At 40.9% G+C, this 24222-nt stretch carries 19 protein-coding genes and 1 tRNA gene; 7 read left to right on the top strand and 13 right to left on the bottom strand.

Annotated features, from left to right (window positions below):
* Positions 1 to 106 precede the first annotated feature (106 nt).
* Both D7V32_RS00920 and D7V32_RS00915 read left to right on the top strand, forming a co-directional pair.
* Entirely contained in the window at positions 107 to 1201 is a 1095-nt protein-coding gene (locus D7V32_RS00920; RefSeq protein WP_120401040.1) for a hypothetical protein, read from the top strand.
* 108 nt (positions 1202 to 1309) lie between these two features.
* On the top strand, positions 1310 to 2008 hold the full coding sequence (locus tag D7V32_RS00915; protein WP_120401039.1) for a pirin family protein: 699 nt from the start codon (positions 1310 to 1312) through the stop codon (positions 2006 to 2008).
* 117 nt (positions 2009 to 2125) lie between these two features.
* On the opposite strand, the gene D7V32_RS00910 is transcribed toward D7V32_RS00915, so the two are convergent.
* From D7V32_RS00910 to D7V32_RS00895, 4 genes are all read right to left on the bottom strand, one after another.
* On the bottom strand, positions 2126 to 3757 hold the full coding sequence (locus D7V32_RS00910) for a long-chain fatty acid--CoA ligase (RefSeq protein WP_120401038.1): 1632 nt from the start codon (positions 3755 to 3757) through the stop codon (positions 2126 to 2128).
* Between the two features lie 152 nt (positions 3758 to 3909).
* Positions 3910 to 4569: a 3-oxoacid CoA-transferase subunit B gene (locus D7V32_RS00905; RefSeq protein WP_120401037.1), complete on the bottom strand. Its 660-nt coding sequence runs from the start codon at positions 4567 to 4569 to the stop codon at positions 3910 to 3912.
* Positions 4566 to 5237 (bottom strand): 3-oxoacid CoA-transferase subunit A, encoded by a 672-nt coding sequence (locus D7V32_RS00900; protein WP_120401036.1) that lies wholly within the window; start codon positions 5235 to 5237, stop codon positions 4566 to 4568. Before D7V32_RS00900 ends, D7V32_RS00905 begins: the two co-directional genes overlap by 4 nt.
* A gap of 76 nt (positions 5238 to 5313) precedes the next feature.
* Positions 5314 to 6468 (bottom strand): acyl-CoA dehydrogenase family protein, encoded by a 1155-nt coding sequence (locus D7V32_RS00895; protein ID WP_120401035.1) that lies wholly within the window; start codon positions 6466 to 6468, stop codon positions 5314 to 5316.
* Positions 6469 to 6747: 279 nt separating this feature from the next.
* Between D7V32_RS00895 and D7V32_RS00890 the strand changes: the two genes are divergently transcribed.
* From D7V32_RS00890 to D7V32_RS00875, 4 genes are all read left to right on the top strand, one after another.
* Positions 6748 to 7545 carry an enoyl-CoA hydratase gene (locus tag D7V32_RS00890; protein ID WP_120401034.1) on the top strand — a complete coding sequence of 266 codons (798 nt, stop codon included), beginning with the start codon at positions 6748 to 6750 and terminating at the stop codon, positions 7543 to 7545.
* Positions 7546 to 7607: 62 nt separating this feature from the next.
* Positions 7608 to 9128, top strand: coding sequence for a 3-hydroxyacyl-CoA dehydrogenase (locus D7V32_RS00885; protein ID WP_120401033.1), 1521 nt, complete (start codon positions 7608 to 7610; stop codon positions 9126 to 9128).
* Between the two features lie 14 nt (positions 9129 to 9142).
* Positions 9143 to 10351 (top strand): 3-oxoadipyl-CoA thiolase, encoded by a 1209-nt coding sequence (locus tag D7V32_RS00880; protein ID WP_120401032.1) that lies wholly within the window; start codon positions 9143 to 9145, stop codon positions 10349 to 10351.
* Between the two features lie 91 nt (positions 10352 to 10442).
* Positions 10443 to 11261 carry an IclR family transcriptional regulator gene (locus D7V32_RS00875; RefSeq protein ID WP_120401031.1) on the top strand — a complete coding sequence of 273 codons (819 nt, stop codon included), beginning with the start codon at positions 10443 to 10445 and terminating at the stop codon, positions 11259 to 11261.
* Positions 11262 to 11421: 160 nt separating this feature from the next.
* Here the strand turns inward: D7V32_RS00875 and D7V32_RS00870 are convergent, their stop codons facing one another.
* The 8 genes from D7V32_RS00870 to D7V32_RS00835 all read right to left on the bottom strand — a co-directional run bounded on the left by D7V32_RS00870 (position 11422) and on the right by D7V32_RS00835 (position 20395).
* Positions 11422 to 12453, bottom strand: a complete 1032-nt coding sequence (locus D7V32_RS00870; RefSeq protein ID WP_120401030.1) for an AraC family transcriptional regulator — start codon at positions 12451 to 12453, stop codon at positions 11422 to 11424.
* Between the two features lie 280 nt (positions 12454 to 12733).
* The gene (locus D7V32_RS00865; protein WP_120401029.1) at positions 12734 to 13759 is read right to left on the bottom strand and encodes a YeiH family protein; all 1026 of its coding nucleotides are present in this window, start codon (positions 13757 to 13759) and stop codon (positions 12734 to 12736) included.
* A gap of 158 nt (positions 13760 to 13917) precedes the next feature.
* A complete protein-coding gene (locus D7V32_RS00860) occupies positions 13918 to 15759 on the bottom strand; it encodes a DUF1302 domain-containing protein (RefSeq protein ID WP_120401028.1) in 1842 nt (613 codons plus the stop codon).
* 87 nt (positions 15760 to 15846) lie between these two features.
* Entirely contained in the window at positions 15847 to 17181 is a 1335-nt protein-coding gene (locus D7V32_RS00855) for an MFS transporter (protein WP_228200148.1), read from the bottom strand.
* Between the two features lie 80 nt (positions 17182 to 17261).
* Positions 17262 to 17993, bottom strand: a complete 732-nt coding sequence (locus D7V32_RS00850) for a carboxymuconolactone decarboxylase family protein (protein ID WP_120401138.1) — start codon at positions 17991 to 17993, stop codon at positions 17262 to 17264.
* Between the two features lie 14 nt (positions 17994 to 18007).
* The gene (locus D7V32_RS00845) at positions 18008 to 18829 is read right to left on the bottom strand and encodes an SDR family NAD(P)-dependent oxidoreductase (protein WP_120401137.1); all 822 of its coding nucleotides are present in this window, start codon (positions 18827 to 18829) and stop codon (positions 18008 to 18010) included.
* 98 nt (positions 18830 to 18927) lie between these two features.
* On the bottom strand, positions 18928 to 19980 hold the full coding sequence (locus D7V32_RS00840) for a BKACE family enzyme (protein WP_120401136.1): 1053 nt from the start codon (positions 19978 to 19980) through the stop codon (positions 18928 to 18930).
* Between the two features lie 324 nt (positions 19981 to 20304).
* A tRNA-Ser gene (locus D7V32_RS00835) sits at positions 20305 to 20395 on the bottom strand.
* A gap of 565 nt (positions 20396 to 20960) precedes the next feature.
* Here D7V32_RS00835 and D7V32_RS00830 point away from each other — a divergent pair.
* Positions 20961 to 23165, top strand: coding sequence for an OsmC domain/YcaO domain-containing protein (locus tag D7V32_RS00830; protein WP_120401027.1), 2205 nt, complete (start codon positions 20961 to 20963; stop codon positions 23163 to 23165).
* A gap of 578 nt (positions 23166 to 23743) precedes the next feature.
* Here D7V32_RS00830 and D7V32_RS00825 read toward each other — a convergent pair.
* A complete protein-coding gene (locus D7V32_RS00825) occupies positions 23744 to 24205 on the bottom strand; it encodes a hypothetical protein (RefSeq protein WP_120401026.1) in 462 nt (153 codons plus the stop codon).
* Between the last annotated feature and the right edge of the window lie 17 nt (positions 24206 to 24222).

The raw sequence follows: 24222 nt of genomic DNA, 5'->3' as shown, positions 1-24222 counted from the left end.
TCTTTCGGGAAAAGCACTTTTTTTATGCCGCTGCATTTTAAACTGCTGTTATACAGCATGTTTATTAATATCAAAACATCACGATAAAAATCATTTAAGGTTCAATATGAAACCAAGTTTAAAACAGATTTTTTGCACTTTAGGCTTTGCCTCGAGTCTAATTTTTACAGCATTAACTCCAGCGCATGCAGAACTGGATATCGAAGAAAAAAATGTCATTTATATAAATGCCTCGCTAGAAGACGGCGATGACTCGACTTACCCTGAAAACTGGTCAGATGAGAAAAAAATCAGAGATAAAACCTATAATCCTCATACGGACTCATCGCAAAACTATTTACATCATCCGCGCTATTTTGTCATTAACGGCAAAAATGCTGTGTATTACTACCCGCTTTCCGAATCAAAACATCCGGCATTGCTCTATACCCGTTTAGCAGATATGAATTTCTATGCGCTAACACAATCCTACGGCTCATCCAAACAGCCGCTGAACTTAAAGCCTCAATTGCCAAATCAGCTGAAAGATCATCAACTTTTCAGCATTCAGCAGCATGGCAAAAACTTAATCCTGATTTTCCGAAGCCGCTATGTCCTCACACTGGCTGAAAAACAGCACAATGCCTCATTGCATAGTATGTTTGCAGACAATACCTACCGTATCAGCTATGAGCTGATTGAAGTAACAGCACAAGGCAAACTGCTGCACCGCACCTCTTTTATCGCGCCAAACCCTGAAAATGGTATGAGTTTCGGGCCAAAATTGAATGAAAAATCTGCCGATTATGACAACAATATTATTGAATATCAGACCAAAACGCCCGGTGAATATCGCACAATCAAGCCCTATGATATTGAACACCTGTATGACTATCAGCACGGTAAGCTGAGTAAACACACTCAAAAATATATGCTTAGCCCCAGTGAACGCGCGGCTCTAAAAGAAGAATATGAAGCAATTGATGCTGAAAAAATGGAAGACGAGTACCGTGAATCTCAAAGAGGCGAAACGCCTGAGCCAAGTTCCTGTTTAAATGACTTTTGGGTATTTAACGATAAGGCCGCACCTAAAGCTGTACACTGGGGCAATCCTTGGCTGCAGCAGCAAACGGTGCTTTATGCAAAGTTTTTAAAAGAATATGAACAAGGCATCAGCTACAAATGGCCTGCATTTCGACAGCTTTTTTGTAAGTTAAGATAAATGGCGCCGTCTCATTTTCGCAACACAATATCATGTATATGACGCTTTAAAGGTCTAAATAAAACAGTAAAATGAACCCAAGTTAAAAAATATGATAGGAACAACACCATGAATGCGTTCTTACATCCAAGCGAAAACCGCGGTCATGTCAATATTGGCTGGTTAAATTCGAAACACAGCTTTTCATTTGGCAACTGGTATAACCCTAAATACATGGGGATCAGTGCGCTGCGCGTCATTAATGATGATCTGATTGATGGTCATCAAGGTTTTGGCCAGCACCCGCATGACAATATGGAAATTTTGACCTGTGTGCTCAAAGGCACTATTACCCATAAAGACAGCATGGGCAATCATGGCGGCATTTCTGCTGGTGAATGGCAGCTGATGAGTGCTGGTACAGGTATCCGTCACAGTGAAATGAACCAAGGCGATGAACACGTTCATTTACTGCAAATTTGGGTCATACCAAATGAGCGTGATGCGAAACCGAATTATCAGCAGATCCGTTTAAATCCGCACGAAGCGCCAAACCAATGGCATTTGATTTGCGGGCCAAATGAAAACGCGCCGATGCATATCCGTCAAAATGCCGAAATAAAAACAGCTGTACTGACTAAAGGTCAAAAACTGTCTGTAGCGCAAACGCAGTATTTAAACTATGTGCATGTGGTTGAAGGCAAGGTGCAAATTGCGGAGCATACGGTTGAAACTGGCGGCGCAATTGCCTTTCTAGAGCATAGTGAAATTGAAGCTCTGGAAGATACGCAAGTGATCTGGTTCGATCTGCCTGAAAAAGCCGCTTAAGGATGTAAATAAAAAGCCCTGATGATTTAGGGCTTTTTATTTACAGCTTTGCTGCATACGGCTTTTGAAAAATAGGATTTCCCTAAGTTACACAAATTAGTGCTGCAGCACACTTACTTAAGCAATATTACTCAGTACTGAACCAAACTGTTCACGTAAATCCTTTTTCAAAATTTTCCCTGTACCTCCAATTGGCATCGTGTCTACAAAAACAACTCGATCAGGAATTTGCCATTTGGCAATTTTATCTGAATAAAATTCAATAATATCCATTTCAGTCACTTGACTATTTGCCACAGGTTTTACAATTAAAATTGGACGTTCATCCCATTTTTCATGTTGTGCAGCAATAACCGCAGCCACTTCAATATCGGGATGGGCGATGGCAATATTTTCCAACTCCACAGATGAAATCCATTCACCGCCAGACTTAATTAAATCTTTTGAACGATCACAGATGGTGAGATAACCATCTTCATTCAAAGTTGCAATATCCCCTGTATCAAACCAGCCATCTTCAGTTAAGGCATTCTGCTTTTGACCATAATAACTTTCGACAATCCAATGCCCTTTGATCTGTAAATTACCTGCCGTACAACCATCATTCAGTACAGTTTCTGTACCATTTTCCTCAGAAGCCAAGCGTAATTGCACACCAAATGGTGGACGACCTTGAGACAGCCTTAATTTAAATTGCGCTGCTTGGCTCAACTGCGCATGTTTTGCTTTCAATTGATTGGCTGTACCTAATGGACTGGTTTCAGTCATTCCCCAAGCATGAATCGTGTCACACTGAAAATCATGTTTAAAACTTTCAATCATGGATGGCGGACATGCTGAACCACCCACAACATTTCTATTCATACTTGACAGTGTTGAGCCGACCTGTTTTGCAGCCTGCAATAAACCTTGCCAAATGGTTGGAACACCTAAAGCAATACTGACCTGATATTCATCAATTAAACTGACCAGACTTTCTCCATCAAGTTTTGGCCCTGGCAGCACCAATTTTGCCCCAACCATTGCCGCAGCATAAGGTGTGCCCCAAGCATTGACATGGAACATTGGGACGACAGGCAAGACTGCGTCTTGTGCGGATAAATTGAGAGAATCAGGCAGACTGATTGCGTAACTGTGTAAAACGGTAGAACGATGACTATACAACACACCTTTAGGATTGCCTGTTGTCCCTGAGGTATAACACATTGAACTTGCCGATTGTTCATCCAGCTGAGGCCAAACAAAATCTGCTGTTTGTGCATGGATTAAATCATCATAAAACAGGACTTCTGGTAGAGCTTCTACAATGGCTTCATCATAATCATCCAGACAAATAAAATGTTTGACACATGAAATATGTTCTTTAACCCCTGTAATTAAAGGTAAAAATGTCTTATCAAATAGAATCACCTGATCTTGCGCATCATTGATGATGTAAATCAATTGCTCAGGGAATAAACGTGGGTTAATGGTATGGCAGATCAATCCACTGCCTGAAATGGCATACCATGATTCTAAATGACGATGATTATTCCATGCGATGGTTGCGACTTTCTGCCCTTGTTCTACATTTAAATTTTTTAGACATTGTGCAAATTGTTTAGCATGACGAGAAATGTGTTTCCAATCCGTGGTCGTCATAGAACCATCGGTATTTTTGGAGATAATTTCAGTATCACCATGATATTGTTCAGCATGTTCAATTAAACTGCTGATTAATAACGGTTGAAACATCATATTGCCTTGCATAGAGATATCCTTATAACTATGTAAATAATTTTAAAAATTGACGGTTATTTTTCATGACATCAATACATCACATTTAAAAATATGTTTTTATCATTGAGTCACTCAAAATAATCATTTGGTCATATTGAACTCAAATATGAAAAAGCTATTTTTTAATGTGTTGATTCAATTGCGAAAATCAAAGGGCAACCCGTAAGTGCTTGTAATTCTGAAAATGCTAAACCTTTCACCATTTCAGTCACATAAGCTTGTTGGTCTTTAAGTTCGATGGTACATAAATCGGTATAAATACGGTCTACACATTGCTGCCCTGTCACGGGATAACTCAGTTTAGAAACAATCTTGGCAATGCCATTTTTGGTGGTATGTTCCATACATACATAAATCGATTTTGCACCCACTGCCAAATCCATCGCCCCACCCACCGCAGGAACGTCTTTATCCTTGCCTGTATGCCAGTTGGCTAAATCACCATTGATTGCCACTTGATATGCACCTAAAACTGAAACGTCTAGATGCCCGCCACGCATAATGTCAAAAGAATCACCGTGATGCATAAAACAACCACCATCTTTTAAAGTGACCAACTCTTTGCCTGCATTAATCAAATCGGTATCTTCATCTTCTGGCAAAGGTGGCGGACCAAAAGCTAAGATGCCATTTTCAGAATGCAGAATAATTTCTTTGTCTTTCGGTAGATATTGAGCCACTAAAGTGGGTAAACCAATGCCTAAATTGGCATAAGTACCTTCAGGAATATTTTGTGCAATCAATTGGGCAATTTCATGGCGTGATCTTTTTTTATAACTCATACAATATCCTCCACTTTCACCACATGCTGCACAAAAATTCCGGGGGTAATAATCGCTTCAGGATCGAATGTGCCCAGTTCTACAATGTCATTGACCTGTGCAATGGTGGTGCTGACTGCTTTTGCCATGATCGGTCCAAAATTACGTGCAGCTTTGCGATACACGAGATTGCCCCAACGGTCAGCTTGATCGGCATAAATCAAGGCATAGTCAGCACTTAAAGGATATTCTAAAACATAGTTTTTACCATGAATGGTGCGAGTTTCTTTACCTTCCGCCAAGCTTGTGCCATAGCCTGTAGGAGTAAATACTGCGCCTAAACCAGCTCCTGCAGCTTGAATACGACAGGCTAAATTGCCTTGAGGGACAAGTTCGAGTTCAATTTTTCCTGCATGATACAGCTCGCCAAATAAAGTCGAACCTGACGAACGCGGAAATGAACAGACTATTTTTTTGACTAAACCCGACAATAATAATTTGGCAATGCCTCGTTCACTTGAAGACGCATTATTATTAATTAAAGTCAGTTCTCTTGGACCTGCATCAATTAAAGCTTCAATCAGTTCAATCGGTTGCCCTGCCAAACCAAAACCACTGGTCATGATGGTTGCACCATCGGGAATTTGTTTAAGAACAGCTTCAATATCGCCTGTAATTTTATTGATCATTATCCATCAACCTAATTGTCAAAACCTTGATGACTGAAAAAGAGATGAAGTACCCCTCCACCTCTCATCATAAAAATTAAGCTGTTGCGGCTTTAATCATATTCTTGGCAATAATGATTTGCTGAACCTGCGTTGTGCCTTCATACAAACGGAACAAACGCACATCACGGTAAAAACGCTCAATCGCATATTCACTGATATAACCTGCCCCACCATGAATCTGTACGCAACGATCTGCCACTCGTCCACACATTTCCGTGGCAAACATTTTGGCACATGATGCTTCGGTGCTGATATTTTCACCTAAATCACGACGACGAGCTGCGTCTAAAACCATACATTTTGCAGCATAAATTTCGGCTTTTGAGTCGGCTAACATGGCTTGAATCAGTTGGAAATTCGCAATCGGCTGACCGAACTGTTTACGCTCAATCGCATAATTCAAAGCATCTTCCAGCATACGCTCCGCACTGCCTACGCTATACGCAGCGATATGCAAACGCCCCTTATCCAAGACTTTCATGGCAGTTTTAAAGCCTACGCCTTCAACGCCACCAATCAATTGATCTTTATGGACACGGCAATTCTCAAAAATCACATCACAGGTATGCGAACCTTTTTGCCCCATTTTTTGATCAATTTTCCCAAGGCTTAGACCTGCTGTGCCTGCTTCGACCAAAAATGCTGAAATACCTGATGCACCTTTGATTTCTGGATTGGTACGTGCCATCACGGTAAATGTACCTGCACGTGGCGCATTGGTAATAAAACGCTTGGTGCCATTTAAAATATAATAATCACCATCTTTGACTGCTGAAGTTTTTAATGATGCAGCATCCGAACCTGCATCGGGCTCAGTTAAACAGAATGAGCCAATAATTTCACCACTGGCATACTTAGGCAGATATTTCTGTTTTTGCTCATCCGTACCATCAATGATGATTCCACTTGAACCAATGCCGTTATTTGTCCCAATTAAAGAACGAAATGCAGGTGAGGTATGACCCAGCTCAAACGCCACATTGACCTCTTCTTCCATGGTAATGCCCAAACCACCAAACTCTTCAGGAATGGTTAAGCCAAATAAACCAAGTTCTCGCATTTGTTGTACGATGTTTTCAGGAATTTGATCGGTTTCTGCCACTTGATGCTCCAAAGGCACCAGTTCATTTTTGACAAAATCACGAATTGTTCCAAGTAATTGTTCCAGTAAATCCTGATCACGAATCATCACTATCTCCTCATTTTCAATTTTTATGTTTAAGCTGCTCAATTTCAAACTTAAACCAAGTTAATTCCATTTCGTTATTATTAAGTCAAAAAAATATCAAAAAAACAATATTTTTATTAAATTTATTTTGCATTGCGGAATTAAATATTTATTTCAATTATTTTCAATAAGTTAATCAATAAACCAGAGTTTAAAAGGAAAATTTAAGCAATTTAATCTTGAAAATTGATAAAAATTAAGCAATATTAATTTAAATATATTTTGCATTGCGAAACAAAAATGGATTTTACCAACAAAATAAATGATTCAGCATACGTTCAGGTCGATTACAGCATTGCTCAAGTTGCGGTCGTCAAAATTCACCGTCCTGAGGCTAAAAATGCCCTGAATACACAAGTCAGAAAAGAACTGGCGCAGATTTTCAGCACACTGAGTTTTGCTGATGATATTCATGCCATTGTGCTGACTGGCGGCGATCACGTCTTTGCCGCAGGTGCAGATTTAAAAGAAATGGCAACGGCGAGTTCAACTGAGATGATGCTGCGACATACCGAACGCTATTGGAATGCGATTGCACAATGCCCTAAACCTGTGATTGCGGCTGTGAATGGCTATGCCTTAGGCGGTGGCTGTGAACTGGCGATGCATGCCGATATTATTATTGCAGGTAAAAGTGCAATTTTTGGGCAGCCTGAAATTAAGGTGGGCGTGATTCCTGGTGCAGGTGGAACGCAACGATTGTTTAGAGCAGTTGGGAAATTTCATGCCATGCGCATGCTCATGACTGGGGTCATGGTGCCTGCGGATGAAGCCTATCGCATTGGTTTAGTTTCTCAAGTCACTGAAGATGATCAAACCATCGCAACGGCAATCAAGATGGCTGAAAACATAGCCAAACTCCCTCCGATTGCTTTGCAGCAACTCAAAGAAGTGGCTTTGTGGAGTGAGGATGTTCCATTACAAGCAGGGCTTGCCTTAGAACGTAAATCGTTCCAGTTATTATTTTCCACCGAAGACCAAAAAGAAGGGGCGAATGCCTTTCTAGAAAAACGTCGTCCGCACTATTCAGGTAAATAAATTTCCTGATCAATCAACATTTATTTAAACAATTAGCCTTAAAATATAATGAGTAAGATGCAATGACGTATGACATTAAAAAAGTTGCCATTATTGGCACAGGGATTATGGGCAGTGGGATTGCACAACTTTTTGCACAAGCCCATTTTTCTACTGTTTTATATGATGCTCAAGCAGGTGCAACACAACGCGCCAAAGACAAATTGAGTCAAACCTTTGAAAAATTACAGGCAAAAAATAAAATTTCAGAAGTACAATGCCAAACAGCTATTCAACATCTGTCTGTTGCGAGTACATTAGCAGAACTTGCAGATTGTGATTTGATTATCGAAGCGATTGTTGAAAATCTAGCAGTCAAACAACAGCTTTTTCAAGAACTTGAAAGTCTTGTTTCAGCACAAACCATTTTAGCGTCAAATACGTCATCCTTGTCCATTACCAGTATTGCAGCCAAATGTGCCCACCCTGAACGTGTGGCAGGATTACACTTTTTTAATCCTGTACCACTCATGAAAGTTGCTGAAGTGATTGGTGGTTTAAAAACAGACCCTGCCATTGTTCAGCAACTACAGGTGCTCACGGAAAAACTCGGGCATCGAGCTGTGATTGCAAAGGACACACCGGGTTTTATTATTAATCATGCAGGGCGTGCTTATGGCACTGAAGCCTTAAAAATTTTAAATGAAAATGTCAGCACTGTTGAAGATATCGACCGTATTTTAAGAGATGGTGCAGGCTTTAAAATGGGGCCGTTTGAACTGCTTGATTTAACAGGATTGGATGTTTCGCATCCTGTGATGGAGTCGATTTATCATCAATATTATGAAGAGCCACGTTATAAGCCCAATCCTTTAACCCGTCAGATGCTGGAAGCAGGCTCACTCGGACGGAAGACACAGCAAGGGTTTTATACGTATCCAGCTCAGGAATCAGAAGCGACCAACTCGACTGTATCGGCAAATGTGCCATCAAATTTTCCAACGGTCTGGATTGGTGCTGATTTCCTTCAAGATCGTCAAATTTTAGAAAAATATTTAACAGAGTTAAACATTGCCATAGATGCTGCGGAAATTCCAAACCCAGATAGTTTATGTATTTTGGCTTGTTATGGTGAAGACACCACACATGCCTGTCTGCGTTATGCCACTGACCCTGCAAAGAGCGTGGCAATTGACATGCTCTATAATTTTAATAAACACCGCACGCTGATGCCCTCTTTAATCACGTCATCTGAATGTATTGAAATAGCACATGCCATTTTCAGCGCAGATCAAACTTCGCTGACCATTATTCAGGAAAGTATAGGTTTTGTGGCACAGCGAGTTTTAGCCATGATCATTAACCTCGGCTGTGACATTGCCCAACAACAGATTGCAACGGTTACCGATATTAATGACGCTGTGCGGCTAGGTTTAGGTTATCCATTTGGTCCGATTGCATGGGGTGATCATTTAGGTGCGGAAAAAATTTTACTGATCCTAAAACGTATTAACGCTATTACCTCTGACCCACGTTACCGCCCTAGCCCATGGTTGCAACGTCGTGTTGCCCTAAATTTACCGCTTACATTTTCACCAGCTTAAAAGGATTTTTAAACATGTTAAATGCTTATATTTACGATGGCATTCGCTCACCCATTGGTCGTCATGGTGGTGCACTCAGCAGCATTCGTCCTGATGATTTAGCGGGTTTAGTGATTCAGAAACTGATTGAAAAAACTGGACTTTCAGGACATGAAATTGAAGATGTGATTTTAGGCAATACCAATCAGGCAGGTGAAGATTGCCGTAACGTGGCACGTCATGCAGGCTTACTTGCAGGTTTACCCGTCACTATTGCAGGTCAAACAGTGAATCGTTTATGTGCCAGTGGATTGGGTGCAATTATTGATTCTGCACGTGCCATTAGCTGTGGTGAAGGTGATCTATATATCGCAGGTGGTGTGGAAAGTATGACACGTGCACCCTTTGTGATGGCAAAAGCTGAAAGTGCTTTTAGTCGTGATGTCAAAATATTTGATACCACCATTGGCAGCCGCTTCCCCAATCCAAAAATCACCGAACAATATGGTGCACACAGCATGCCTGAAACTGGCGACAATGTTGCGGTTAAATTTGGCATCAGTCGTGAACAAGCCGATAGCTTTGCAGCCCAATCTCAAGCCAAATATCAAAAAGCCAAAGAAGCTGGATTTTTTCATGATGAAATCATGCCGATTGAAGTGGCTCAAGGCAAAAAATTGCCACCCAAATGGGTTCAAGAAGATGAACATCCGCGTCCAAGTTCAACTTTAGAGGCATTGGCTAAACTGAAACCTTTGTTTGCAGGTGGTGTGGTCACCGCAGGTAACGCATCAGGCATTAACGATGGTGCAGCAGCTTTATTGATTGGTTCTGAAGATGCAGGTCAAAAATATGCTTTAAAACCGATGGCAAAAATTTTGTCCGCTGCTGCCGCAGGGATCGAGCCAAGCATTATGGGTGCAGGACCCATTGAAGCGATTAAAAAAGCCATTGCCCGTGCCAATCTTAGCTTAGATGACATGGATATTATTGAGATCAATGAGGCATTTGCCTCTCAAGTATTGTCCTGTTTAAAAGGTCTGAACATTGACTTTGATGATCCTCGTGTTAATCCGAATGGCGGTGCGATTGCTATTGGTCATCCATTGGGTTGTTCAGGCGCACGTTTAGCCTTGACTGTGGCACGTGAACTGCAATGCAGCGGTAAAAAATATGCGGTGATCAGCTTATGTATTGGCGTAGGTCAAGGTTTGGCGATGGTGATTGAAAACGTTGCTGCTTGATACCGTTTTCAATCACTTTATTTAAATGATGATGGCTTAATTTTGCAAAGCAAAATAAGATAGCAATAAATTTCAAAAAGTATGTCCACAGATGAATCAAAACCTTAATCTGGAAGAAATTCGGCTTGACCCAATTTCACATATACATCGGGATAACAATCCGCAATTTATTGCTTCTCTTGCGCGCGGCTTTGAGCTATTACGTTGTTTTTCTGCTGAAAAGCAAGTGCTTGGCAATCAGGAACTTGCTCAGCTTACAGGTTTACCTAAACCTACAATTGCGCGTATTACTTACACCTTAGTTACCTTAGGCTATTTAAAACAATTGCCAGATTCTTCTAAATATATGCTGGATATTGGGGTTTTAGCACTGGGCTATGCTGCGCTTTCCAATATTGTGATTCGTAATTTAGCGCATCCGTTTATGCAGGAAATGAGCCTGCAAGTACAAGCGCCTGTGGCTTTGGCAACCCGTGATCGTTTGAATATGTTGTATTTAGATGTGATTCAAACCAACAGTATGATGCGTCGTCAAATTGGCTCAACCTTATCACTTTATAGTAGTGCAATGGGACGTGCTTGCCTTGCGGCAACTCCTGAAACTGAACGCCAGATTTTGATGACGGCCTTAGAAAAACAGCATCCAAAAAATTGGGATGAGATTCACTTCGGTTTACAAAAAGCCTTTCAGGATTATGAGCAACATGGCTACTGCATATCCTTAGGTGAATGGAAAAAAGATATTAATTCGGTCGCTGTGCCGTTATTAAATTCTAAACATGGTCTATTTGTATTTAACTGTGGCGCACCTAATTTTCAGCTTTCTGCTGAACGAATTGAAAAAGAAATTGGCCCGATGCTCAAGTTTATGGTGAACAACATTCATGAAGCACTATTGGATATCGACTAATAAGCGACACAACAAAATTTACCTATTCAAAGACATCACTCGGGTAACACATGAAATCATGTGGTGATGATTAAATTTACCCACAGATGTAGAACTTTTAGCTCTTCATTTTTTATTTTTTAGGTAATCCTGGTTCCTTCGGGAGCCAGGATTGAAAAGCTTAAGCATGATGATTTACAGAAAGCTTCCGCCACTGTCTAGGTGATACACCGTACCAACGCTTAAATGCACGCGTAAAATTACCTTGTGCCTCATAGCCCAACAAACTCGCTATTTCCAAAACAGACATACTGCTATTTTCCAATAACTGCCCTGCCTTATTCTTTCGCGTCAAATCGAGTAATGATTCAAAGTTAGTGCTTTGTTCATTTAAATAGCGATACAGTGTGAAACGATGTACAGCAAAGTATTCAGCGACTTTTTCTACTGTACAGGTGCCATGAGGCAATAAACTTTCAATCACTTGACACACCTGTGCTTGCAAATCAATTCGTTTATGATGATGCAACTCGCTTAAATGACTACGCAAAAAATCATCAAGCTGATTATCATGCCCTAAACGTTGTTGATCGAGTTCTTTTTGTGGAAATAATAATTCATGCTGAGACTGTCCAAACCATACAGGACAACCGAAAAATTTTTCATAGAGATGTGCTGACTTTGGCTTTGGATATGAAATACGAACCAGAGTTGGATGCCAAGATTTGCCTAACACCATTTCCATAATTGAAACCGTCGCCACTAAATATGCGGTTTGTAATTGTTCTTTATCAGGAGCATCGCCTTCGATACTCATTTGAATGCCAGCATATCCCTGATCTTCTTTCAAAGACAGATATAGACCTTTATACCAAAGCCGACCATAATCAAATAGACTTTCTAAAGCATCACGTAAAGTTGCTGCATTCAGCACTAAAAAACGCAATGGACCTGTATTGGTCAGGCTTGCCCTTTTTCCCAATAATAGCCCTATGTGATCACATTGAAGTAATTCTCGAGCAAGTTGAAGAATTTTACCGTGCAACTGCAACGGTAAAGGTTTCAGGTTGTTTTTGAAATCATTCTCTTCAATGCCAAATTGGCTGAAGAACGCCCATGGGTCTACACCATTTTCTAAGAGAATTTTAGGTAATGCGGCCAATGCACCTAAAGGAATTGATTTTTCTTGTATTGTGGTATTGATCTTTTTCATACAAAAAACCTCTTATCTACACAGTGCCTAGCAAATGCAGAAAACCATTGTGATACATATCTGTGCGCCAAGGGCCATCTTTATCTCAGCTTAAAAATACCCATCCATGCGCAATATTGACTCATTCATACTCATCGAATTGTTCATTTTATTTTCATGAGATATAGCATAGTTTTTAATGATTGAAAGCGATATTCACTAAAGTATAAACATCACTTTCACTTGAATCCTCTAGTTATTCATCCTCAGACTTGTATGACCCATATACCTTCACAATTTCTTAAAGCAGGCTTAAAAAGCCTCCCACAATCATTAATTGAAGCGTTAAAACAAATGCTAAAAGTATGGGTTTTAAACCCGCCTTTCTCAAATCAACAATACGTACACTCACGCCTAAAGCAACCATCGCTGTTGCTAAAGCCAAGTCATCAGCAAGAATAATAACGGCATGAATATATTCAGGAATATTCACCAAAGAATTAAATAACATGCATGCGATAAAGCCAAAAACAAATATCGGAAGCGCAATCGGTCCAGCTGACTGGTTCGAAGAAGAGTTTCGTGTCAGCCAATAGCATAACAATAGTAAAAATGGAGCCAATAACAAAACACGGATCAACTTTGTCACGACTGCTGCCTCTGCTGCTTGAGGTGTCATGGCTTGACCAGCAGCAACGACTTGCGCGACTTCATGCAGTGTAGCGCCCGTAAAAATACCAAATATACGGTCCGTAACAAAAGCATGTGAGACATACTGGTAGATCCATGGATATACAAACATGCCAATGGTGCCAAATAACACAATACAGCTGACTGCAACAGCCACTTGTTCATTTTTTGCTTTCACAATGCTTGAGGTTGCTAAAATGGCTGCAGCACCACAAATAGCATGCCCTGCACCAATCAAAATACTGGTTTCTTTGTCTAATTTAAGCAGTTTAATGCCCATCCACACAGCCAATCCCATTGTCGTCACAATTAGAATGACATCTATCAAAAAGGCTTGGGCGCCCAAAGCTTGAATCTGCTGGACGCTAAGTCGAAAACCATAAAAGGCAACTGCAATGCGCAACAGCCTTTGCTTACAAAAAACCATGCCGTCTTCCAACAGTGCATGCATTTTATATGGCATGACATTACCAAATAGCAGACCAATTAACATTGAGATCGTCAGCAGACCCAAACCAAGACTTTTCAGATATTCAATTTGTGCCAAATAAAAAGCAGAAACTGAAAGTACAAAAAAGAACGTGATGCTGACAAATCGCTCTGAAAGCTGATATTTTTTTTGGATTTGATAAAGCATGACCTATTTACCTAGCTTATTTTGAAATATACGGCGCTTACCCGCCTGAATGCTCAGACAAGTGCAATACATATTTTTTGAAAAAATTTGGGCAGTTCAGCCAATAAAACTAAAATATCCTTCAGCTGAACTGCAGCGAGTTAGAGTTGAATGTGATTTTAGAAATTCATCTTAAACACCAAGGATGCGTAATCTCGGTCATCTATGGTGCTGAAATCGTTCGAGCCAAAGAAGTTGTTATACGCAAGCTCTGCAGAATATTTCTTTTGATAGGTCGCAGAGATCCCGACACCAACCGCCATTTGACCTTCCTGAAAATTAGGCCCATAACCTGTCACATCATGTCTAAAGGTCACGCTTGGACTCACCACCGTTTCAGTTAATAAATTTGGATAAGTCAAAGCACCTCGTAAGCGATAACCCGCTGACCATTCACTAAAAAAGCCATCTTTGGCATTACAAAACTGTGTATTGAGATTGGCAATTTCTTCCGCTGATAAATTCCCTGAATTGGCAGAAATACAGGCATTCGCTCCAGTCACAGGGTCATATGCTCCTGTGGACAATTCACTACGTCCAAAAGCACTGCTACGCCCAAAACGTTGTCCATCAATATCACCAATATGATTCACGGCAAATTCAGCCGACCAAGCCAAGCTCTTTGCACCAAATACATTTTGCATTGTATCTGCTGCGCCAAATGACCATTGCGAAACAGGCAAACGCGCATAACCATCCACATGTGCACCAAATTCAGGTCTTATTCCAGCTTCTGTAAAGGGTGAATTGGGTGCAAGAATCTGAAACTGAACCAAATCTGTGCCGTTAAAACCTAAAGGCTGATTCGGTTTATGATTTAACTCGCTAAAAACGGTTGTCGTGCCCACTTTCCCACTTAAACTTGCGCCAAACATACGCACATCTTCGGGATAAACAGCATAATAGCTTGCTGTATTAAAATACTTCGCCCCTAAACCTGTGGCTGCTTTGCCTTCAAATGCAGAAAAACGACTATGATAATTGGCATAATACAGCCCCAATTCCATGTTATTTAAACTTGGAAAGGTTTGTTTCAATGCAATACCATATTGCCCGCCATCTTTTGGAGATTGTGTTTCACCACGGGGAATGTAACTACCACTTTGTATCGCTGTTTCCGTGGTACGATCACCCACGACAGCAATGGTAATCGGGCCACAGCTTTCAGGGGTAAAATCTGAAATCTGAAAAAATGTGCCACAGCCATCCAAAACAGATGGTCTAAATTTATATTGATAAAAACCTTCTACTTGCAGATTTTTATTTAAGCCTAAATTAAATGACAACATCTCCACAGGAATCACACGTTCTTTAGGATCAACTCCCGGACGGTTCATTGCTGCGACATCAATCGCATTTACCGAGTTAATTCCGTTCTGGAAAAAGCGGGATTTCCCCCAATTTAAAGCGTGTTTACCGAGCTTAATTTCCAAAGGCTGACCATTTGGCAATGCCATTTTTTTCCAAAGATAAGCATCCCACAACTCAATGCCTTTAAATTTGGCAAGGTCAGGCCATTTACTGTCATCAAAAGCCTCAAAATCGCCTTGACCTGTTTCATAAGCATGGTCATACCAGTATTTTGCACTGACGACAGCGCCTTGTTGACCATCACTTAAACTGACTTCAGTCAGACCTTTTGCCACTTGCGAGATGACATCATGACGACTAAAGTTTTGTCGTCCATTGTCACCATTGGCATCAATACTATGCCCATTTTTGCCAATCTGCTGAGCATCAGGCGCATATAGCAAAGATGCTGACGGTGTCTGCATGCTCCAGCTGGTTCCCATACTGAGTGTGGTATGGCTTTTAAGTTTCCAGTCTTCATACACATCAAAACTTGCTGCATGCACGCTATTAATCTGAGCAATCGACACTGCCAAAACACTTGCGATTAAACATTGACGATGATTCAGCTTGCGGTTCATTCCATTAAAATTTACGAATTTATTCACCATATCAGCTCCATTTAGATATGACTGTCCTCAGCCCCCTTTTTTTAAGGGAGCGCTTTTTTGTTTTTCAGTTGGATTGTTTAAGAAGGATTACGCTTTATGTTCACGTAATAAACGCGCAGGGATACCCAGTAAGAGTGTGATCGCACCAATGACCAACAGTACTGCAATCACTGAAAATGCCATATAAATACTGCCTGATTGAGTTTTAATTGCGCCCACCAGAATCGGACTAAGTACGGCTGCCATGCCGCCCAAAGTACTTACTAACGCAATCCCTGCTGCAGCTGCGGTACTGGATAAATAAGCAGGTGGAATCGTCCAAAACAATGGTACAGCCGATAAACATGCAGCCGCGCCAATCGTGATTAAGCCCACAGACATGCCAATTTGATCTTGGAAGAAGCCAAGCAAGCAGAAACTGATTGCACCCACCAACATTGTGATTGCTAAATGCCAACGACGTTCTAAAAATTTATCTGAACTGCGGCCTAAGATATACATTGCGACTAAAGCAGTGATATATGGCAAACTTGAGATTAAACCAATTTGACGAATATCTTGAATACCAAATTCTTTGATTAAGGTCGGCATCCAATACGCCACGGTATTTGTACCTGAATAAATACAGAAGAATACAAAACCTGCCATCAATACACGTGGGTCACATAACAGTTGTTTCAACGGTACATGCGTTTTCGCCACAGTTTTATTTTCGGCAGCCAAACTGTTTTGTATAATTAACTTTTCACGTGCATTCAACCACTTTGCTTTTGCAGGCTGATCAACCAGCCAAAACCACGCAATAATACCCAATATGACTGCTGGGATACCTTCAAGTACGAACAGCGCTTGCCAATCTTTTAAGCCCATCCAACCATGAAAACTGCTCATGATCCAGCCCGCAAGCGGTCCACTGACAATACCTGCAATAATGCCTGCCATAAAAAAGACTGATGTGATTCGACCACGTAATGATCCAGGGAACCAATACGTCAAATAAAGAATAACTCCAGGGAAAAAACCTGCTTCAGCCACACCGAGCAAGAAACGCAATACATAAAAACTGGTTGCACTTTCGACGGTACTCATGAGTATGGTAACAATGCCCCATAAAATCATGATACGAGTCAATGTGGCACGTGTTCCCACTTTTTGCATATACATATTGCTTGGAATTTCAAACATCAGATAGCCGACAAAAAATGCTGCCGCGCCAATCCCATAAGCGGCATCACTTAACAGTAAGTCTTCTGACATTCTTAACTTAGCAAAAGAAATATTAATACGGTCAATCGCATTAATGGCATAAGCTAAAAATAGAAATGGCAATAATCTGAATGCAACTTTACGAAACGTTTTCTTTTGTTCGTCCTGCGTGATATTTAAACTTTCAATCGATATTCCTTCATTGACAGAGTTCACGTGTATTCTCCTAATCTTTTTAATATCCCTATTTGTTCCCTGCGTTCATTTCTAAAAATCCAATTTAAAGAAGCATGAACTCACTCTATGTCTTTCAAAATTTCATCAAGCATTGGGACTGCCATTTCACAAGCTTCAATTCCTTGTAGGCTGACAATTTTCAAAACTTCTAAAATTTGCTCACGGCTTGCACCTAAAGCCAATGCTGCTTCAATATGACGCTGTGTGCCATGTGCCCACATATGCGTTACGGTTGCATCACCTGCAATACACAAAAATTCGATCCATAATGGCGGTAAAATGCCGTCTTTCCACAGACCAAAACCCATTTTTAGGAAGTTTTCCAAATACACAGGATCCCAACGATAAATGGTTTCCCACAATAGATTAAACATGCCTTGCGCTCGAACCGCATCACACACAGGGGTTGCAGGTGCTTGCACCGCATCATCCGCCAAACCTGCATCTGCCAATTCTTTTTCTAAAATAGGCACACCCAATGCACAGGCATGAATACCGACCACACTGGCAAGTTTAAACACTTCTAAAATTTCTGCACGAGTTGCACCTAAACGTAATGCTTCACGGATATGGCGCTGTACGCCTGGAGCGTATAAATGTGTTGCTGTCACATCAATATTTAAACGAATCAATGCAACGAGTTTGGGATCAAGCACATTATTGAGCTGTGTATCCTGCACTAATGCCATAAACTTTTCAGTCCATTCTGGCGACCATTCTGCCATTGCATCAAGGGATTCATCAAAAATGCCTGCGGCACGTAAAGCATTATAATTTGGAGTTTGATTCATAATTTTTTCCACGTTTAAATCACACCGCCGCCATTTGGGCTAATGACTTGTCCAACAAGATAATGCTCACCGCTTAAATACAGCACCGTGCCTGCATATTCTTCAACTGTGCCAAAACGTCCCAAAGGAATGCCTTGCCACAAACGATTACAGGCTTCTTCGCCAATATGATCGAGATATTCATTAAAACGAGGTGTTGCAACGCCACCCGGTGCCATGGCATTGACAAAAATATTTGAACCTGCCACTTCATAAGCAATCGATTTGGTCAATGAAATGACAGCACCTTTGGTCGCACAATAATGTGGGCTATGTGCGCTTTTACTTGAAAGTCCTGCAATCGAAGCAATATTGACAATTTTACCTGAGCGCTTTGGCTCCATAATTTTCAAAGCTTCACGGGTACAATAAAACACGCCATGCACATTTACCCCCCAATAGCGATGCCATTCGTCATCGCTGATAGAGCTAGTAAAACCTAATGATTCTCTTGGCTCAGGCGTAGACATATAACGATAAAGTTTGTTACGACGCTGAGTATCCAGTTCAGAATTTGGCGTAATTGCCGCATTATTAACCAGCACATCCAAAGTCCCAAAACGCTGAACCAATTGTTCAAACATCTCTGCCACTGCTACGCTTGACGATACATCACATTGCACGGCAAGGCATTCAGCCCCATATTTTTCAACGCTTTTTTGCGTCTCTTGTAACGTGTCTGGGTTGACATCACATATGACCAATTTTGCACCTGATTGAGCAAAAGCCTCCGCACAGGCTTTTCCAAGCCCCGGACCGACACCCGTCACGAGTACAACTTTATTATTAAAATCCATTTTTGAATCCATGTGTAATATTCATATGGTTCATCGCTGTTTTCACAACAAGCGATGAACCCAGTGTTATTGATCTTTTTTAAACACTCAAAGAGAGATTACAGTCCCGGTACAGTAAAACCACGTTGTCCCGGTTTACGATTTGGTGCCATACCTAATTGACGAATTGTTTCATCTGCACTGTCGTAGGTCTGACCAATCTTATAAATCTCACGAGCTTCTTTGCCTGTTGCAATATCACGATTCAATTCACGGGCAATACGAACCGTTTGTTCAATTTGCTCCACTGAAGTCATGCGTTCGCCTTTACGTCCCCATAAAGTATCTTCAATTCCTACACGCACATGCATACCGAGAGCAATAGCAATCGTATTAATTGGCAATACCGCACGCATTGCACTTTCATAAGTCAGGATCGAACCCGCTGGTGAACGTTTAGTGAATTCGATTAAATCGGAAGGATCAAGCCCTGCTGCACCGCCGCCAATCGCAACGTAGTTCAAGTTTAATGGACCTGTATATAAACCTTTACGAATTAAGCGTTCTACTGTTTCAAGTTGATGTACATGACCCAACATAAAATGCGGCTGAATTTGTGCTGCCTGCAAACGCTTTAAATGCTCAATAAAGAAAGACGGACGCGCATCTGACACCATTTCTGAATAGGCATTAAAATATTCAGGCTTTTCTAAAATTGTTCCAACGACATCATCAGGGGTCAGCATTTCACAAATATTCATCTGACTGGTATTAATGGCAATCGTGACTTGATCAGGTTTTGGATTTAATTCAGCTAACATATGACGTGTGTCATAGTCTAACCATTGTGCTGCTTCACCTTCAGACTCAGGAGCAAAAGAAATTGATCCACCAACTTGAAGTACCATATCAGGCACAGCTTGGCGTAATAATCCTAACATTTCATTAAACTTACTGAGTTTTTTCGAGCCTTTACCATCTTCTTCACGGACATGGACATGCAGAACCGTGGCACCTGCGTTATAACAATCAATCGCCTTTTGAATTTGTGCATCCATGGTGACTGCAATATCATCTGAATCGGTTGGTAACCATTGCGGACCATAAGGTGCAACCTGAATTACCAATTTTTCTTGATTTTCAGGGAATAGGCTATCATCGAGGAAGTTCATTTGTATTTGCTCCATACTGAGTCATTGTTATAGAGCCATCCATTGACTCTTCACTCATAGCAAAATACAAATTAAATAATGTTTGAATTTATCACTATGTCACATAAATTTATCATTAAGTCATTTTTGATTAATTTAAAAGCATCTTTTAGACAGCTTTATTGCCCAAAAATTTAAAAATCAAAGCCACCCTAATGACTCAAATTTAGGCTGCAGCTGAGGTGAAAAATCAAATATCTGCACTATTTTATATCCCAAATTTGATGTGGAGTAATACTGCAGGCAAGAAAAAAGCCCTTGTAATAACAAGGGCTTTTTCGAATTTGGCGGAAGCGGTGAGATTCGAACTCACGGAGGGGTATAAGCCCTCGTCGGTTTTCAAGACCGGTGCATTAAACCGCTCTGCCACGCTTCCATGGCCGAAATAATATAAACAAATTGAATGCTTGGCAAATATTTTTATACCCATACAGCACTGCTTGTTCAAATTACAGCCGAAAATAGGTATATCCGCATAAATTTTATAAAATTTCAGCTAATCACAAATAAAGCATCAAAAAATTTAAACCATAATAAAACGATCTATCTTGAACGAAGATATAAGATTTTGCATGATTCTAATATAATCAGCATACGGACTCGATGACACTTCGGTTTAAACCTACTCATTTAAAAATTATACGGTTAAAAAGCTTTCAATAATCCATTTGTACAATAAAACCTCAAACCAAACACATGAAGCACCCTTATAAACTTCCACGGAATAACTGAAAGCACATGAATAGCTGAGTTAAAGTTAGCATCACGTCAAATTCCATCTATAATATGCGCCATTCAGGATTGCTCCATGTAAAACCGCAGTGTTTTACATCTAAGCATCCGCCCATATTATTAAGCCAATGTCTATCTCTCGTTTCGGCTTAAACCATTTTTACTGCTTATTTGTCCGTGACGACAACTAAGAATTTAGGTGCTTCCTCATGGAAATCAAAGTTAATTATCTCGATAATCTTCGACAAGAAGCCAAGTTCGATGACTTCACGGTAATTGCCGACCAGCCAATTCGCTATAAAGGTGACGGTTCAGCGCCGGGCCCATTTGATTATTTCCTCGCTTCATCTGCACTTTGCGCAGCTTACTTTGTCAAAGTTTACTGCTTAGCGCGTGACATTCCGACGGACAATATTCGCCTGTCTCAGAACAATATTGTTGACCCAGAAAACCGTTATAAGCAAATTTTTAAAATCCAAGTAGAGTTGCCGGCAGATATTTCAGAAAAAGACCGCCAAGGCATTTTGCGTTCGATTGACCGCTGCACAGTTAAAAAAGTCATTCAAACCGGCCCTGAATTTATTATTGAAGAAGTAGAAAGCATCGACGCAGATGCTCAAGCTCTATTAATGCCAAACTTGGCTCAAGGCAACTTAACCCGCATTGCAGGCAAAGATCTTCCTCTGGAAGAAACTATTGCCAATATGTCTGCAATATTAGCGGGCTTAGGTATGAAAATTGAGATTGCATCTTGGCGTAATATTGTGCCAAATGTCTGGTCTTTGCATATTCGTGATGCTCAGTCACCAATGTGTTTTACCAACGGTAAAGGCTCAACCAAAGAAAGCGCTTTGGCCTCTGCATTAGGCGAATTTATTGAACGCCTCAACTGCAATTTCTTCTATAACGACCAATTCTGGGGTGAAGACATTGCCAATGCTGAGTTTGTGCATTACCCAGATGAAAAATGGTTCCAGCCGGGGCCTGAAGGTGAACTGCCAGAAGAAATTTTGGATGAATATACACTGGCTGTTTATAACCCAGATGATGAACTGCTCGGCACTCACCTGTATGACACCAATTCAGGCAATACTGAGCGCGGCATTTGCTCATTGCCGTTTGTCCGTCAGTCCGATGGTGAAACCGTTTACTTCCCTTCAAACCTCATTGAAAACTTATACCTTTCAAATGGGATGAGCGCTGGCAATACTTTAGCAGAAGCACAAGTACAATGCTTATCTGAGATTTTTGAACGTGCTGTAAAACGTGAAATTTTAGAAGGCGAAGTTACCCTTCCAGATGTGCCTGCAGAAGTTCTAGCCAAGTATCCAAGTATTGTTGAAGGCATTAAAGGCCTAGAAGAGCAAGGCTTCCCTGTTTTAGTAAAAGATGCATCACTGGGCGGCCAATATCCTGTGATGTGCGTCACCCTAATGAACCCGCGCACAGGCGGTGTATTTGCATCATTTGGCGCACATCCAAAACTTGAAGTTGCACTTGAACGCAGTTTAACCGAATTACTGCAAGGCCGCAGTTTTGAAGGCTTAAATGATCTGCCTAAGCCGACATTCAGCACCAATGCAGTAACAGAACCAAATAACTTTGTAGAGCACTTCATTGACTCAAGCGGTTTAGTCTCATGGCATTTCTTCAGCGCAAAGTCCAACTATGATTTTGTTGAATGGGACTTTACTGCCAAAGGTGAAAATGCCAATGCTGTAGAAGCTGCTGCCATGTTCGACATTTTGAAAAATATGGACAAAGAAGTCTATATGGCGGTGTATGAACACTTGGGCGCAACAGCTTGCCGCATATTGGTTCCTGGTTATTCGGAAGTCTATTTGGTTGAAGATCTAGTTTGGGACAATACCAATAAAGCGCTCGGCTTCCGTGAAGACATTTTAAACATTCACCGTCTGGATGAAGAGCAGCTGGCAGATTTAGCTGAACGTCTTGAGGAAATTGAATCGGATGACTATACCGAAATTGCAACTCTGATTGGCGTTGAGTTTGATGACAATACTGTCTGGGGCCAATTGACTATTCTAGAACTTAAACTTCTCATTTACATTGCGCTGCAAGAATTTGAAGAAGCAAAAGAACTCGTTGAAACCTTCCTTCAGTACAATACCAATACTGTTGAACGCGGCCTGTTCTACCAGTGTATGAATGTTGTGCTTGAAGTTGAATTAGACGAAGAACTCGACTTAGATGACTTTGAACCGAACTTCCGCCGCATGTTTGGTGATGAGCGCATGGATGCTGTCATTGGTTCTATGGATGGCAGTATCCGCTTCTACGGCCTCACCGAAACCAATATGAAGCTGAAAGGCTTAGACCGTCATTTACGTTTAATTGACAGCTATAAAAAGCTGCATGCAGCCCGCGCAAAGTTTGCGGCTAAAAACAGCTAATCCCTCAAGCAAAAAGAAAAACTCCCGCAAGGGAGTTTTTTTATGAATACATTATGATGGCTTGCTGCTTCGTCAATCAACCTTAAAACGTGGTCAGAATATCTTTTACTGGTCAACTGCCTAATAAATTTTAAATTAGGCGCTTAACATGAATGCAAAAAAATGCGAGCCCGCCTGAGCAAGGCTCTTGTGCTGAATTTTTATACAAAAATTATTTTAATCACTTTATTAGCATTAAAACTTACATACAAACCAGCGATCAGACTGAAGATGGTACTATCCCGTCATTACATGACTTTAGATAGCTTCAGCCCAAAGCTTTATGCGGCTTACCTGTAAATTTCAAAGTCTCTCGACTGCCTTAAATTAAGCAAATGCTGTGCCATGTTTTAGCCTAATGACTGCATTTTTTGTATTTTGTTCAATATTTGCCGCATAGGCAGTACCAGCTTACATATTAATGGCCTTTGCAAATTTATTAACCTGCTAAAAAATACACAATGTGCCCTATTCCAGCACCTGCTGATGCATTACAGTGCAGTCTAAAAAAGAACATCTCGATATTCTAATAAAATAAATTACGATTTATTTTGCTGCTCCAAACTCAAAATATACAGATCAATACTGCGTGCCATATCTGGCAGCGCTTTTTTTAAAAACTGACTATAGCTGACAGCTTCATTCACCGTTACGGCACCCGCTTGCACCAGAGCCTGCTGACGCTGCAGCAAAACATCCACCTCTCTTTCATTCACCGCCTGCCCATGACTCAGCTGCTCGCTAACCGCTGCAAAAGCCAAATAAACAGCTTCCCGCTCTTGCAAAATGTCTGCACTCAATGGTTTTGGACTAAGTTTTAAGCCCGATGGCGTATTCAGTGGCTCTGGCTGCGCTTTAGGCACATCAGACTGCACTGTCATCAGCTTTATATTTTCAGGCTGCAGATGAGGTTCAGTCTTTGGCTGCATAAATTTCACTGCCAAAAATGCCAGCAGCATGCTCAAAACAATCAATCCTGCATATTGCATTGCGTTATTCATCCCCCATCCCTGTTTTA

The organism is Acinetobacter tianfuensis (genome assembly GCF_003611465.1).
Taxonomy (GTDB): Bacteria; Pseudomonadota; Gammaproteobacteria; order Pseudomonadales; family Moraxellaceae; genus Acinetobacter; species Acinetobacter tianfuensis.
Note: the sequence above shows the minus strand (reverse complement) of the source record. Positions and strands in the feature narration are given on the sequence as shown.

What these genes read in the sequence shown, in the direction of transcription:
- D7V32_RS00920 (WP_120401040.1), top strand. Translation starts at nt 107, where the DNA reads ATGAAACCAAGTTTAAAACAGATTTTTTGCACTTTAGGCTTTGCCTCG.
- D7V32_RS00915 (WP_120401039.1), top strand. Translation starts at nt 1,310, where the DNA reads ATGAATGCGTTCTTACATCCAAGCGAAAACCGCGGTCATGTCAATATT.
- D7V32_RS00910 (WP_120401038.1), bottom strand. Translation starts at nt 3,757, where the DNA reads ATGCAAGGCAATATGATGTTTCAACCGTTATTAATCAGCAGTTTAATT.
- D7V32_RS00905 (WP_120401037.1), bottom strand. Translation starts at nt 4,569, where the DNA reads ATGAGTTATAAAAAAAGATCACGCCATGAAATTGCCCAATTGATTGCA.
- D7V32_RS00900 (WP_120401036.1), bottom strand. Translation starts at nt 5,237, where the DNA reads ATGATCAATAAAATTACAGGCGATATTGAAGCTGTTCTTAAACAAATT.
- D7V32_RS00895 (WP_120401035.1), bottom strand. Translation starts at nt 6,468, where the DNA reads ATGATTCGTGATCAGGATTTACTGGAACAATTACTTGGAACAATTCGT.
- D7V32_RS00890 (WP_120401034.1), top strand. Translation starts at nt 6,748, where the DNA reads ATGGATTTTACCAACAAAATAAATGATTCAGCATACGTTCAGGTCGAT.
- D7V32_RS00885 (WP_120401033.1), top strand. Translation starts at nt 7,608, where the DNA reads ATGACGTATGACATTAAAAAAGTTGCCATTATTGGCACAGGGATTATG.
- D7V32_RS00880 (WP_120401032.1), top strand. Translation starts at nt 9,143, where the DNA reads ATGTTAAATGCTTATATTTACGATGGCATTCGCTCACCCATTGGTCGT.
- D7V32_RS00875 (WP_120401031.1), top strand. Translation starts at nt 10,443, where the DNA reads ATGAATCAAAACCTTAATCTGGAAGAAATTCGGCTTGACCCAATTTCA.
- D7V32_RS00870 (WP_120401030.1), bottom strand. Translation starts at nt 12,453, where the DNA reads ATGAAAAAGATCAATACCACAATACAAGAAAAATCAATTCCTTTAGGT.
- D7V32_RS00865 (WP_120401029.1), bottom strand. Translation starts at nt 13,759, where the DNA reads ATGCTTTATCAAATCCAAAAAAAATATCAGCTTTCAGAGCGATTTGTC.
- D7V32_RS00860 (WP_120401028.1), bottom strand. Translation starts at nt 15,759, where the DNA reads ATGGTGAATAAATTCGTAAATTTTAATGGAATGAACCGCAAGCTGAAT.
- D7V32_RS00850 (WP_120401138.1), bottom strand. Translation starts at nt 17,993, where the DNA reads ATGAATCAAACTCCAAATTATAATGCTTTACGTGCCGCAGGCATTTTT.
- D7V32_RS00845 (WP_120401137.1), bottom strand. Translation starts at nt 18,829, where the DNA reads ATGGATTTTAATAATAAAGTTGTACTCGTGACGGGTGTCGGTCCGGGG.
- D7V32_RS00840 (WP_120401136.1), bottom strand. Translation starts at nt 19,980, where the DNA reads ATGAACTTCCTCGATGATAGCCTATTCCCTGAAAATCAAGAAAAATTG.
- D7V32_RS00830 (WP_120401027.1), top strand. Translation starts at nt 20,961, where the DNA reads ATGGAAATCAAAGTTAATTATCTCGATAATCTTCGACAAGAAGCCAAG.
- D7V32_RS00825 (WP_120401026.1), bottom strand. Translation starts at nt 24,205, where the DNA reads ATGAATAACGCAATGCAATATGCAGGATTGATTGTTTTGAGCATGCTG.